This window comes from Gillisia limnaea DSM 15749, from assembly GCF_000243235.1.
Taxonomy (GTDB): domain Bacteria; phylum Bacteroidota; class Bacteroidia; order Flavobacteriales; family Flavobacteriaceae; genus Gillisia; species Gillisia limnaea.
On the sequence record NZ_JH594606.1, the window covers coordinates 2,183,610 to 2,197,466 of the forward strand.

Genomic DNA, 13,857 nt, shown 5'->3' on the forward strand with positions numbered 1-13,857 from the left:
TCGGATTTCAAATCCGAGCCAACAAAAGCACTTAAGCTTTAGCAAAACTTTCAGAAAAGAATTTTATTAATTTTTATATTTACCAAAATTAATCAAATGCTGGCTTTCTTCGGAAGATTATTGAGCAAAAAACAACCACAGGAACAAACAGATCCTATGAAAAAATTTTTGATTGCAGGCCTGGGGAATGTTGGCCCAAAATATCATCATACCAGGCATAATATAGGATTTAAGGTCCTGGATCATTTAGCCGAAAAAGAAGGGATTTCATTTTCTACTGAAAAATTAGGCGATGTAGCTTCTTTTAAATTCAAAGGTCGCACTTTTATCCTCTTAAAACCCAGCACTTTTATGAACTTAAGTGGTAAAGCGGTTAATTACTGGATGGCCAAAGAAAAAATTCTTACGGAAAATCTATTGGTAGTCACAGATGATCTCAACCTGAGTTCTGGAACTTTTCGTATAAAAACCAAAGGCAGCGATGGTGGACACAATGGCTTAAAAGATATACAGGCCCATTTGAATACCACAAATTATAACCGGTTTCGTTTTGGGATTAGCGATGAGTTTTCTAAAGGAAACCAGGTAAATTATGTTTTGGGTGAATGGGGGGAAGAGGAATTGAAACTAATGCCAGAGCGACTGGAAAAGGCAGCAGAGGCTATCAAGTCCTTTGGTACTGCAGGAATCAACAATACAATGAATACTTTTAACGGAAAATAATTCTCTCTTGAAACAACATAAAGGAGTAAATGCTTTTAAAAGCGACCATCCCACGGTAATCACTATTGGAACTTTTGATGGGGTTCACGCCGGACATCAAAAAATTATTGAACGCCTGGTGGATTCCGCTAAAATAGGCAGGATGGAATCGGCTATACTAACGTTTTTCCCACATCCGCGTATGGTCCTTCAAAAGGAAAGTGGCATACAGCTTATAAATACCATTGAAGAGCGCATACAACTCCTGGAGAAAACAGGAATAGACCATTTGATCATACATCCTTTTACTCATCAGTTCTCGCGGCTTACCGCTCTGGAATTTGTGCGTGATATCCTGGTGAACAAACTAAAAGCTAAAAAAGTGGTAATTGGCTATGATCACAGGTTTGGAAGAAACCGAACCGCCGATATCAATACCCTGCGGGAATTTGGAAAACAATTTGATTTTGAAGTAGTGGAGATTGGAAAGCAGGATATAGATGAGGTGGCGGTAAGTTCTACAAAAATTCGAAACGCCCTTTTTGAAGGAAAGTTGGAAAAGGCCAACCGATATTTAAAAACGCCATTTACCCTTACCGGAACAGTGGTGAAAGGAAAGGGGCTGGGAAAAGATTTTGGATATCCAACGGCCAATTTAAAAATTGAAGAAGACTATAAGCTCATCCCCAAAAATGGCGTTTATGTAGTGCGTGCACAAATCGATGAGATTCCCTATTTTGGAATGATGAACATAGGCTTTAACCCTACCGTGGGAGGTGTTAAGAAATCCATTGAAACCTATTTCTTTTTGTTGGACCAGGATCTCTACGGAAAAAAGCTTCAAATTGAGGTGCTTACCTGGATCCGGGAAGAAAAGAAATTTAAGACTATAGATGCTCTAAAACTTGCTATGAAACAGGACGAATCCTTTGCAGCACAGTACATAAAAGATAATTATGCTGAATAAGTGGTTGTTTACCCGGATAGATAACAGCGCCCTTGTGGTGTTTCGTATCTTTTTTGGGTTGTTGATCGCGCTGGAAGCTTTTGGGGCAATTTTTACAGGTTGGATCCGTAACACTTTGATGGAGCCTGGAGAGACCTTTAACTTTATAGGTTTTGAATTTTTGCAACCCCTTCCCGGTGACGGAATGCTCTATTATTATGGCGTAATGGGGGTTTTTGGACTGCTGGTAATGGTAGGTTACAAATACCGTATCGCGATTATTGCCTATGCCATTATGTGGTCTGGTGTGTACCTTATGCAAAAATCTTCCTATAACAATCATTATTATTTATTGATGCTCTTGTGCATCATTATGAGCTTTTTACCTGCAAACAGGTATGCTTCCATAGATTCATGGAAAAATTCAAAACTTCGCGATATTTCAATGCCGCGCTGGGTTTGGCTGGTAATAGTGCTTCAAATGTGGATCGTATACACCTACGCAGCAATTGCAAAGTTATATCCGGACTGGTTGGACGGAACCTTCGCTGCGGTTTTAATGGGAGCTAAGGAGGATTATTGGCTGGTGGGTGAGTTTCTTCAGCAATCCTGGGTACATTATAGTATTACAGTTTTTGGATTTTTATTTGATTTGCTAATCATTCCATTATTATTATGGCGTAAAACAAGAGTTTATGCATTTATAGCGGCTATTTTCTTTCATCTATTCAACAGCTTTATCTTTCACATCGGGATTTTCCCATATCTATCTTTAGCATTGATTCTGTTCTTTTTTCCTTCTGAAAAAATAAACGACCTGTTCCTTAGGAAGAAAAAACCATATTATGATAAAAAGGAAATCCTAATTCCAACGTATCGCAATTTCCTGATCGTGGTTTTGGCCCTATGGTTTGCCGTACAAATCGCCCTGCCTTCAAGGCACTGGTTTTTTCAGGATGACGTGTTATGGACGGAGGAAGGACATAGGCTTAGCTGGCGAATGATGCTTAGAAGCAAAAGTTCCAGGGGTACCTTTAAAGTGGTAGAAAAAGGATCAAAAGACACTATCTATGTAAATGAAAGCAACTATTTATCCCGTAAACAGATGAGATCCGTGAAATCAAAGCCCGATATGATCTGGCAGTTTTCCCAACGTCTAAAAAGAGACTACGCGAAACAGGGAAAGGACGTACAGGTATTTGTTGATTCGCACGTAAGTGTGAACGGAGGACCATTCCGAAGGTTTATAGATCCAAAGGTGGATATCGCTGCTGAAAAATGGCATCATTTTAAACACCATGACTGGATTTTACCTTCCAAATTAGACTGATATTTTTACGGGCTTTTGTTACATTTGCTGCTTATTAAAAATCTACAGGCCAAATGTTACAGGTAAGCAATATACGAGCGCATAAAGAGGCATACATTAAAGCCCTGAAGAAGCGAAATTTTGAGGGCGAAAGCATTTTAAACCAAATTTTACAACTTGATGAAGATCGCCGCTCCACACAAACAAAATTAGATGAAACCCTGGCCGAAGCAAATCAGCTTTCCAAAGAAATTGGATTGCTTTTTAAAACCGGTGAACATCAAAAAGCTACTATTTTAAAGGAAAGATCGGCTCAACTCAAGGATGCTTCCAAAGAGCTTTCAGACGGACTCAGTGAAATTGTTAGCAACCTGGAAAAGTTATTATACACAATTCCTAATGTTCCCAATGAAATTGTACCTGCAGGAACTTCTGAAGAGGATAATGAAGAGATCTACAACGAGGGCGATATTCCTGTTTTGGCTGAAGGTTCCCTTCCACACTGGGAACTTGCGAAAAAATACGATATTATAGATTTTGAACTTGGAAATAAGGTCACCGGTGCCGGATTTCCAATTTATAAAGGAAAAGGAGCCAGGTTGCAACGTGCCCTAATCACCTATTTTCTCGATAAAGCTGCAGAAAGCGGTTATAATGAATATCAGTTGCCATTGATGGTAAATGAAGCTTCCGGTTTTGGAACCGGGCAATTGCCGGATAAGGAAGGACAAATGTATCATGTTACAGAGGATGATCTTTATTTGATCCCAACAGCCGAGGTGCCGCTTACCAATATGTTTCGCGGGGATATGCTCCAGGAAAACGATCTTCCTATAGCCTGTACCGGCTATACGCCTTGTTTTAGAAGGGAAGCAGGTTCCTACGGCGCCCACGTTCGCGGCCTTAACCGGTTGCATCAATTTGATAAAGTTGAACTGGTACGTATTGAAAAACCTGAAAATTCCTATGCTGCTTTGGATGGAATGGTAGATCACATTAAGAATTTGCTTCAGGAATTGAAATTGCCCTACCGTATTTTAAAATTATGTGGCGGCGATCTTGGGTTTACTTCTGCGCTCACCTATGATTTTGAAGTGTTCTCCACCGCTCAGGATCGCTGGCTGGAAATAAGCTCTGTTTCCAATTTTGAGACTTTCCAAACAAACAGGTTAAAGCTAAGATATAAAGACAGGGATGGGAACAAGCAATTGCTGCATACCTTAAACGGAAGTGCACTGGCTTTACCGCGTGTGCTTGCCGGGATCCTGGAAAATTATCAAACCCCGGAGGGGATCATTATTCCCGAAGTTTTAATAAAATATACAGGTTTTGACCGTATAGATTAACAGCAAAAAAGGATCTAAACAACGTATTTTGTTATCTTTACAAAATGCGTTGTTTAAGTTTTATACTCCTTTTTTTTCTTTCCGGTTTTGGGCTCTATGCCCAGTCCGAACAAATCGCGCAGAATTATCTGGACCAGGGGCAGTATCAAAAAGCGCTTAAGGTTTATCAGGAACTTTTAAATGAAAATCCCGGAAATGGCAATTATTTTGACGGGGTGATCACTGCTCATCAGCAATTAGAAGATTTCACTTCTGCGGAGGCCTTGTTGTTATCAAGACTAAACCCAAACTCTGTAAATCCCGGTATTTTAATAGAATTGGGCCATAATGCCGCCTTGCAGCAACAGCAGGAACAGGCACAAGAATATTACCGCGAGGCCCTTGCAGTTTTAGATGAAAAACCCAATTATACCTATACCGTAGCGCGGAGTTTTGAAAAATATAGTCTGCTGGATTATGCGGCAGAAGCGTATCAAAAAGGCCTGCAACTCAACCCGGAAATGAAATTTCAGTTACCGCTTGCCAGGATTTATGGGGAGCAGGGGAAGCTGGAAAAAATGTTTAGTTCTTATCTTGATCTTATAGAAAAGGAACCTGAAATTAGTACCAATCTCGTCCGGGAATTCGATCGTTACATTATGGAGGATGCTTCCAATCCTGCAAATAGTGCCTTGCGGAAATTATTGCTTCAGCGATTGCAAAAAAATCCACTCATCCTTTACAACGAAATGTTGGCCTGGCTTTTTATTCAGCAAAAAGAATTCAAAAAAGCATTTGCACAGGAAAAAGCGATTTATAGGCGTGGAGAGGAAAATCTTCAACGCATTATTCAGCTTACGGTAATTTCCAAATCTGAAGGTGATTTAGAGACCGCCAAGGAGATCTTGGAATTTATCATTGCTGAGACCCCTTCAGAAAACATCCTTCTACAGGCGAGGCAATTATTGCTAAGCATGCAGGTAGAAACAGCAATTCCAAAGGATTATACCAAAATTGAAAAGAATTTTGAAGCCTTGTTTCAGGAGTTTGGGACTGGGGCGGAAACACTCTCAATTCAAATAGATCACGCCAATTTCCTGGCCTTTAAAATGGGTAAGATCCAGTCGGCTATTGAGCTTTTACAAACACTTTCAGACAATGTAGATACTAATTTTCAACAGGCAGCGGTAAAAATGGCCCTGGCGGATATCCTGGTACTGGATCAAAAATTCAATAAAGCGCTTATTTATTATTCCCAGATTCAGAATTTGGTGAAAAATGATGAAATCGCTCAAAAAGCGCGGTTCAAAGTGGCGCAAACCAGTTATTTCAAGGGAGATTTTGAGTGGGCAAAAACACAGCTGGATGTGCTAAAGGCTTCTACCACACAACTCATAGCCAATGATGCGATGGAACTGAGTTTGCTAATAAGCGAAAATGCGCTGGAAGATTCCACACAAACCGCTTTAAAGCTCTATGCAAAAGCCGATCTTTTGTCCTTTCAGAAAAAAAATAAGGAAGGGATTGCAATTTTGGATAAAATTCTGGCAAATCATAAAGGCGAAAAAATTGAAGATGAAGCCCTCCTAAAACAGGCTTTATTGCATGAAGTTGAAGGGGAATATGCAAAGGCAGAAAAAAATTATTTAAAAATACTGGAATTTTATTCCAGTGATATTTTAGCCGATAATGCCACTTTTCAGCTTGCAGAGTTGTACAGAAATAAACTTGATCGACCCGAAAAAGCAAGGGATTATTATGAACAGATTATTTTTAATTTTCCTGCCAGTATTTATTTTGTGGAGGCAAGGAAAAATTTTAGAATGTTAAGAGGTGACGCAATAGAATAGAACTGTTACTTTTGCAAAGATTTGTTCATGAACAAATATGGCTTTAAAAATTATTGGAATATAAATAGAAAATTTTCCTGTTTCCGGGAAAAAACTCAAAAACGGCATTATGTATATATATAACGTAACGATCAACATACAGGAAGATGTTCACGAGGAGTGGGTGGATTGGATGAAAACAGAGCACATCCCTGAAATGCTCAACACCGGAAAATTTACCAAAGCTTTAATGACACGGGTAATGGTGCAGGAAGAGATGGGAGGAATGACTTATTCTGTACAATATACCACCACAAACAAGGAAATGTTACAACGATATTACGATGAAAACGCAGCAGTATTGAGGTCGAAAACAAAACCTTTTGAGGGAAAATTTGTCGCTTTCAGGACGGAGATGGAAGTAATAAAGGAACTTTAATAAAAATATGTCAATTAAGATACAGAATTAGTTTTACTTAAAGATCAAAATATAAACTACCTAAATTTCAGGAGAAAAGGAAATTTGAATTACATTTAATAGGGTTCTAACGGTTATTAATAATTCCTTATTATGAAAGCTAATTACCATTCTTTAAGGTTTGTTTCAAAGCTATTCATCCTGATCTTTTTACTCCAGAGTTGCAGTATTTATCGGTCAAAACCCGCAAGTGTTGATCGGGCAGTTGAATTTAACAGAAAAGTAAAACTTACAACTGAAAACAATCAGGTTTTCAAATTCAAATCTCTGGAAAGAGAGGGGACTGATTTGTTTGGAATTGCACGTGCAAATTCAAAAGTAGCTAAACAAATGGCAGAGAATATTGTGGAAAAAAATTATAGGGGTAAGTTTGTAAAAATAGGAATTGCAGAAGATTCTGTTGAGGAGATCAAGCTGAAGAATTATATTGTTTCTGCTATAGTTCCCATTGCAGTAGTAATTGTTGTTTTTGCAGGATTTATAGCTTTAATAGCTTCTACTGTTGCCTTTCTACCTTAATAACTGAATTGAGGCTCATTTGGCTAAAAAAATATTAAAAAGTAGAAGCCTAGGTTCTTAATACAAAACAAATTCCTCCATATTAATAAATGGAGGTAAATCATATTTATTGCAGTTGTTGCATTGCACCCCAACAGGATTGTCTTTATTGATATTTGAATTCAAGATAATCGAGAAAAAATAAGAATGAAAAACACCAATAGGAAGAGTACCCCGTTTAAGTATCAAACTCCACGGGATGGTGAAGTAAGGGCGAAGAAGCACCTGGGACAACATTTTCTTACAGATGAACCTACCGCTGAGAAAATTTCAGAGTCGCTTACCTTTTCAGGATATAAAAACGTGCTGGAAATAGGTCCCGGAACCGGGGTTTTAACCAAATACCTTATCAAAAAGGATGTAGACCTTAAAGTCATTGAAATAGACTGGGACAGCGTGGCGTATCTTAAAGAAAACTTTCCGGATCTTGAGGGGCACATTCTCGAAGCAGATTTTTTAAAGTACGACATTCCATCGATTTTCAACGGGGAACCTTTCGCGATCACAGGGAATTTTCCTTATAATATTTCCACTCAAATTGTTTTTAAAACTCTGGAAAATCGTGATCTCATTCCCGAATTTTCAGGCATGTTCCAAAAAGAGGTTGCGCAACGCATCGCTGCTTCCCACGGAAATAAAACCTATGGAATACTCTCTGTCCTGGCACAGGCTTTTTATGATATCACGTATTTGTTCACGGTACCTCCTTCGGTTTTTAATCCGCCTCCAAAAGTGGAGAGTGGTGTGATACGATTAACGAGAAAGGAAAATTATGACCTTCCATGTGATGAGGCGCTTTTCTTCAGGGTTGTGAAAACCGCTTTTCAGAAACGCCGCAAAACACTTCGGAATAGTTTAAAAATCTTTCAATTGCCAGATAATTTAAGGGAAGATGCTATCTTTGGTCAACGTCCGGAGCAACTAAGCACGGAGGCATTTATTGATTTGACCTTAAAAATTCAGCCGTATGCAATTTCAACTTAGCGATGAATTAATCCAGAAGTTAGAGGTTCTTATCCAGCAACAAAACGATAAGGAATTAAATCTTACCCTGGAAGATGTTCACCCGGCAGATATTGCCGAGATTATCTCTGAACTGGACCTGGATGAGGCAACCTATATCATAAAGTTACTGGACAGCGGAAAAACTGCAGAAGCTTTAATGGAGCTGGAAGAGGGAGTCCGGGAGCGGATTCTCGAAAATCTTTCGGCTAAAGAGATTGCCGAAGAGCTGGAGGAAATGGATACCGATGATGCTGCCGATATTATTTCAGAATTATCTGAAGAACGGCAGCAAAAGGTTATTGCCCAGATTATCGATGAGGAACATGCCGATAATATCGTGGAATTGCTTAGGTATGATGAAGATTCTGCCGGGGGATTGATGGCCAAGGAACTTGTAAAGGTAAATGAGAACTGGAGCGTGACCGGCTGTATGGCCGAAATGCGCGCCCAGGCTGAAAATGTGACCCGCGTACATTCCATTTATGTAGTGGATGGCAAAAATAAGCTCAAAGGTAGACTTTCCCTAAAGGACCTTATTACCGCGCCAAGTGATTCCCACATTCAGGACATCTATATTCCAAAAGTGGATTTTGTAAATGTTCATACTCCCGCAGAAGAGGTTGCCCAGATCATGCAAAAATATGACCTGGAGGCCATTCCTGTGGTAGATGAAATGAATCGTTTGGTAGGCCGAATTACTATTGATGATATTGTGGATTTTATAAAGGATGAAGCTGAAAAAGATTACCAGATGGCAGCAGGTATCTCTGAAGATGTGGAGGCCGATGACAGCATTTGGAGACTCACCCGTGCCCGGCTTCCGTGGCTTATACTTGCTCTTTTTGGAGGATTTATAAGTGTTACCGTTTTGGGGACTTTTGATGCCGCGATGAAGGAACACGCCGCTTTGTTCTTTTTTGTGCCTTTAATCGCAGCGATGGCAGGGAATGTAGGAGTACAATCTTCTGCAATTATATTACAGGGACTTGCAAATAAAAGTTTAAGAGGCTCTTTGCTAAAACGTTTGTTAAAGGAAATAACCCTGAGTCTTTTTAACGGGGTAGTATTGGCGATAATTCTGGCCGTGGGAGGTACATTTTTACTCGGTTTTGACTGGCTTTTTGGGATTACAATTGGGATCTCATTAATTTCGGTGATTGTAATAGCTTCGCTTATAGGTACTTTTGTCCCTATTATTCTGGATAAACAGGGTATAGATCCTGCGATGGCTACCGGGCCTTTTATAACAACCAGCAACGATATTTGCGGAATTTTGATCTATTTCTCCATCGCTAAACTAATTCTTGGATTTTAGATAGTGCATAGGTGCGATTTACTGGTTTAGAATTCTCAATATGCGGCTCATTTCAGAAGAGCTTTAGAAAAAACAATTTTTAACCTATTCTTTTATAATTCATTATGACATCCATCGATCCAAAAGAAAAATTAAAAAGTTTCAGCAAACATTGGCATCCGCATCAAATCGCGGTGGTGAACGATATGCAGGTATTGCTGGCAAAAGTAAAAGGGGAATTCGTTTGGCACCTTCATGAAGAGGAAGATGAACTTTTCCAGGTTTTGAAAGGAACCCTTTATATGCAGTTTGAAAACAAAACAGAAATTATTGAGCAAGGAGAGATTATTGTGGTTCCAAAAGGGATCAAACATTGCCCAATGACCAAAAATGAAGAGGAAGTGCATATTATGCTTTTCGAAAAATTAAGCACACAACATACCGGAAACGTTCAGGATTCCCTAACCGTAGAGGACTATCCCAAAATCTAATATTTTATGACAATTCTTCACGCAGATAGCAATCATCCATTATTGATCCAACAACTTGAGCAGGCCGGATATCACAATATCGAGGCTTATGACAAGAGCATGGATGCGATCCTGGCAGATCAATATCTGTTCGAAGGATTGGTGATAAGAAGCCGGTTTGATATTGATAAAAACTTTCTGGATGCAGCCCCTAATTTGAAGTTTATCGCCAGGGTAGGAGCCGGACTGGAAAGTATAGATGTGGCGTATGCTAAAAAAAGGGGAATTGCACTTTTTTCAGCGCCGGAAGGCAATAAGAACGCTGTAGCAGAGCACAGTCTGGGCATGTTGCTGTCTTTGTTCAATAAATTAAATAGAGCCGACAGGGAAGTGCGCAGGGGATTTTGGAACAGGGAAGCCAACCGCGGAATAGAGCTGGATGGGAAAACGGTTGGAATAATAGGCTACGGGAATATGGGAAAAGCTTTTGCCAAAAAATTACGCGGTTTTGATGTCAACGTTTTATGTTACGATATTAAAGATGGCGTGGGAGATGAAAATGCGAAACAGGTTGATCTGGCTATTTTTAAAGAGCAGGTGGATGTGGTAAGTTTGCATACCCCGTGGACTCCACAAACCAATAAAATGATACATAAAGATTTTATCAACGAATTTAAAAATCCCTTCTGGTTTATCAATACAGCCCGGGGAAAAAGTGTTGTGACGGCCGATTTGGTTTCGGCGATGATAGAAGGAAAGATCTTAGGGGCAGGACTGGATGTGCTGGAGTATGAAAAATCTTCGTTTGAAAATCTCTTTAATGAAAATCACGTGCCGGAACCCTTACAGGAACTAATGCTTTTGGAAAATGTTATCTTCAGTCCGCACGTTGCCGGATGGACCATAGAATCTCACGAAAAACTTGCCACTACCATCGCGCAAAAGATCATTGAGAAGTTTGGGAATTTTGCTGAAAAAAAATTATAGATGAGGGTTCTGGAAAATTTTAAAAAACTGAAAAAGGCAAGCATTCTTAAAGTGCTTGTTATATCATTATTAGCCGGGGTTATTTTCACTTTTCTCTGGCAGCATTTTGGAACATTTCGCTATTTAAATACTTCTGGGAACCTCATTGAAAATAATGAGGTTTATATAGATCAGGTGATTTTTATAGCTCCCGAAGGAGCCGAAATCCTTAGCCCGGGTTATGGACTTACCTTTAATGATGTTTTAAATAAATACAGTTCCATGGAACTCTATCTGTTTAAAATCCCTTTCTTTTTAAAAGCAACCCTTGAAAGCTGGTTAGGAATATTACTCATTTCCCTGGCATTCTTTTATATATTGGTACGTAGAACTATGCGAAGGAATAATTAAATATAACTAAGTATGAAAAATAGGGTAACAGGAATTGGTGGCGTTTTTTAAAGCAAAAGATCCCAATGCAGTAAATGATTGGTACAATAAACATCTTGGTTTAAATACAGATCAATGGGGATGCACATTTTGGTGGAAAGATAAAGATGGGAACGATTGTTCCACGAGGAAAACACGAAACATTTTGAGCCTTCAGAAAAAGATTTCATGATGAATTTTCGGGTTGAAAACCTTGAGGAATTAATTGAAATCCTTAAGGCAGAAGGAGTCACTGTGATGGATGAAATCCAACGTGCTGAAGAAGGAAAATTCGGATGGATTGTTGATCTTGAAGGAAATAAAATCGAACTCTGGGAACCAAACGATAAGGCTTTTTTGTGAATAGCATTAAAAAAAATCTCCAAATCGAGCATTGATACTGCTATTTGGAGATTCTTCGCATCACTTAAGATGACATTTTTTTCTATAAATTATTATTTTTTAAAAGTTTTCATCAACCTATCTACTGCGAATTTTTGAGCATCTACCGCTTGTTCTAGTACCGCAGACATCCCGAAGAACTCATGGGTTACTCCTTCATACATTTTACGCTCTACATCAATACCAGCAGCCTTCATTTTTTCAGCAAGAACTTTCCCTTCATTTTCTAAAGGATCTATTTCTGCATTGATAATTGTGGTAGCCGGAAGGCCAGATAAATCTGCATCTATTAGATTAATTAAAGGGTCATTATTAGAACTCCAGTTTGGCACGTATTGCTCAAAGAACCATTTCATAAAACCTTTATTCAATGGAACAGCATTCGCATACTTCTCATAACTTGGAGATTCTATATCGCCATCGGCAATGGGATATACAGATACAATATGAACTGGTAATTTGACTCCACGGTCTTTTGCCATTAATGCCACAGCCACTGCTAAGTTTCCACCAGCACTTTCTCCGGCAGTAGCAATCATATTAGGATTTCCTCCAATTTCGGCGGTGTTTTCTACTACCCATTTATATGCATTAAATGAATCTTCATGTGCAGTTGGAAATTTATGTTCGGGTCCTTGTCTATAGGCTACAGAAACAACTATTGCATTTGCTTTTTCTGCTAGGGCCACAGCGGATGCTTCATACGTATCTAGGTCTGCAATTACCCATCCACCTCCGTGATAATAAACGATCACAGGTAAGCTTTCCTTTTCTACATTTTTTGGTTTATACATTCTAACAAGTACACCCTCATCTCCAACTGGAAGAATTTTGTGGCTAATATCCACTTTGCTTTCCATTGGTTTAATTCCGGTTTTATGTAACAAATCCATCACCGCATTTGCAGGTAATTTAATGTTGCGATATTGAAAACCAGTAGCTCCTTTAAAAGATGGATTTTCATAAGATTGAAACTGTTCAATTACAGCCAACATTTGTGGATCTATAGTTGGGCCCCAATCTGGTTGAGATCCGCTCGGCATAATTTTCATTGGAACTTTGGTTTCTGCTTTTGGATCCATCTTTTTCATTTCTTTCATTTTCATTTCTTTTTTATCGTCCTTATCTTGCGAATAGCAATTGGGAGCTATTAAAAAAAGAGCAAGTCCTGATGCTAACAGGGTTTTTCTCAATACATTTTTGTAAGAAAATAAACTTTGGTGTAGTTTAAAATTATTCATCTCTAAAAAGTTGTTGGTTATTACTATTAACAGCTAAATTACTTTCTAAAACCCTCATTACTACACTACTTAACTGTTTTTATGAGAACTATCACAATTTTTTACAATTTTAAAATTTTTCAAAAAAAAGACCCAGCCAGAGGCCAGGTCATGCAATGATTATAAATATAAAATATTACTTGCTCAAATCTATAATAGCATTTTTTATAGATTCTTTTCCTTCTAATGCCTCAAAAGTTTTATTCTTTACTAAAGGATCTGCAAGGCTCATCACCAAAAGAAATGCAACATCATCCCTGGAGATCTCTCCTTCTTCGTTTAATTTTTCAGCCAGTTTCACCTTGGCCAATCCCATATCGTCTGTGAGGGCGCCTGGTCTAAGAATGGTATAATCCAGTCCGCTTTCACGAAGATGTTCATCTGCTTTTTTCTTGGCTCCCAGATAAACCTCCAGTTTTTTATTCTTTGAAGGTTCATCTGCACCCATGGCACTAAGCATTACGAACTTTTTCACCTTTGCTTTTTTAGCGGCATCTATCATTTTTATAGCGCCATCCTGGTCTATTGCGATGGTTTTATCAGTTCCCGTTTTCCCTCCGGAACCGGCGGCAAATATTACTTTATCTATTCCTTTTAGGGCGTGATCTACCTTCTCTTCCAAATCGGCGAGAACCCATTTTACGTCCATATCATCAAAAATCTCCTTTTGTTCCTCTTTGCGTATCATGGCAACAGGTTCAAAACTTTGAGAATTATTAAGGATCTCTATCACTCTTTTTCCGGTATTTCCGCTTGCTCCTACTATTAAGATCTTTTCCATTTTTTTTAATTTTCTTCAAGATAAGAATGAATTTAAGCCTTTCCCAATTCAGTGCCCGGTATAACTTGAAATTAACAGAAATT

At 38.8% G+C, this 13,857-nt stretch carries 14 protein-coding genes and 1 pseudogene; 13 read left to right on the forward strand and 2 right to left on the reverse strand.

Features of this window, described 5'->3' with window-relative positions; translation table 11 throughout:
- Positions 1-96 precede the first annotated feature (96 nt).
- The 13 genes and pseudogenes from pth to GILLI_RS11620 all read left to right on the forward strand — a co-directional run bounded on the left by pth (position 97) and on the right by GILLI_RS11620 (position 11,674).
- On the forward strand, positions 97-723 hold the full coding sequence (gene pth / locus GILLI_RS11560) for an aminoacyl-tRNA hydrolase (RefSeq protein ID WP_006989293.1): 627 nt from the start codon (positions 97-99) through the stop codon (positions 721-723).
- 7 nt (positions 724-730) lie between these two features.
- Positions 731-1,669: a bifunctional riboflavin kinase/FAD synthetase gene (locus GILLI_RS11565; RefSeq protein ID WP_006989294.1), complete on the forward strand. Its 939-nt coding sequence runs from the start codon at positions 731-733 to the stop codon at positions 1,667-1,669.
- Positions 1,659-2,978 (forward strand): HTTM domain-containing protein, encoded by a 1,320-nt coding sequence (locus GILLI_RS11570; RefSeq protein ID WP_006989295.1) that lies wholly within the window; start codon positions 1,659-1,661, stop codon positions 2,976-2,978. Before GILLI_RS11565 ends, GILLI_RS11570 begins: the two co-directional genes overlap by 11 nt.
- A gap of 53 nt (positions 2,979-3,031) precedes the next feature.
- Complete coding sequence (gene serS, locus GILLI_RS11575) at positions 3,032-4,303, forward strand: serine--tRNA ligase (RefSeq protein ID WP_006989296.1); 1,272 nt, start codon at positions 3,032-3,034, stop codon at positions 4,301-4,303.
- A 44-nt stretch (positions 4,304-4,347) separates the two neighbouring features.
- The gene (locus tag GILLI_RS11580; protein ID WP_006989297.1) at positions 4,348-6,132 is read left to right on the forward strand and encodes a tetratricopeptide repeat protein; all 1,785 of its coding nucleotides are present in this window, start codon (positions 4,348-4,350) and stop codon (positions 6,130-6,132) included.
- Between the two features lie 109 nt (positions 6,133-6,241).
- Positions 6,242-6,550: a DUF4286 family protein gene (locus GILLI_RS11585; protein ID WP_006989298.1), complete on the forward strand. Its 309-nt coding sequence runs from the start codon at positions 6,242-6,244 to the stop codon at positions 6,548-6,550.
- Between the two features lie 132 nt (positions 6,551-6,682).
- Positions 6,683-7,108: a hypothetical protein gene (locus tag GILLI_RS11590; RefSeq protein ID WP_006989299.1), complete on the forward strand. Its 426-nt coding sequence runs from the start codon at positions 6,683-6,685 to the stop codon at positions 7,106-7,108.
- Positions 7,109-7,294: 186 nt separating this feature from the next.
- The gene (gene rsmA, locus GILLI_RS11595; protein ID WP_006989300.1) at positions 7,295-8,131 is read left to right on the forward strand and encodes a 16S rRNA (adenine(1518)-N(6)/adenine(1519)-N(6))-dimethyltransferase RsmA; all 837 of its coding nucleotides are present in this window, start codon (positions 7,295-7,297) and stop codon (positions 8,129-8,131) included.
- Complete coding sequence (mgtE, locus tag GILLI_RS11600) at positions 8,115-9,467, forward strand: magnesium transporter (RefSeq protein ID WP_006989301.1); 1,353 nt, start codon at positions 8,115-8,117, stop codon at positions 9,465-9,467. The genes rsmA and mgtE overlap by 17 nt, the downstream gene beginning before the upstream one ends.
- Positions 9,468-9,571: 104 nt before the next feature.
- Positions 9,572-9,937 carry a cupin domain-containing protein gene (locus GILLI_RS11605; RefSeq protein WP_006989302.1) on the forward strand — a complete coding sequence of 122 codons (366 nt, stop codon included), beginning with the start codon at positions 9,572-9,574 and terminating at the stop codon, positions 9,935-9,937.
- 6 nt (positions 9,938-9,943) lie between these two features.
- A complete protein-coding gene (locus tag GILLI_RS11610; RefSeq protein WP_006989303.1) occupies positions 9,944-10,903 on the forward strand; it encodes a 2-hydroxyacid dehydrogenase in 960 nt (319 codons plus the stop codon).
- The gene (locus GILLI_RS11615) at positions 10,904-11,293 is read left to right on the forward strand and encodes a hypothetical protein (protein WP_006989304.1); all 390 of its coding nucleotides are present in this window, start codon (positions 10,904-10,906) and stop codon (positions 11,291-11,293) included.
- A 12-nt stretch (positions 11,294-11,305) separates the two neighbouring features.
- Positions 11,306-11,674, forward strand: a pseudogene (locus tag GILLI_RS11620) (VOC family protein).
- A 92-nt stretch (positions 11,675-11,766) separates the two neighbouring features.
- Here the strand turns inward: GILLI_RS11620 and GILLI_RS11625 are convergent.
- Together GILLI_RS11625 and GILLI_RS11630 are read right to left on the reverse strand one after the other, a co-directional pair.
- Entirely contained in the window at positions 11,767-12,954 is a 1,188-nt protein-coding gene (locus GILLI_RS11625; RefSeq protein WP_006989305.1) for an alpha/beta hydrolase, read from the reverse strand.
- Between the two features lie 175 nt (positions 12,955-13,129).
- Complete coding sequence (locus GILLI_RS11630; protein WP_006989306.1) at positions 13,130-13,774, reverse strand: SDR family oxidoreductase; 645 nt, start codon at positions 13,772-13,774, stop codon at positions 13,130-13,132.
- Between the last annotated feature and the right edge of the window lie 83 nt (positions 13,775-13,857).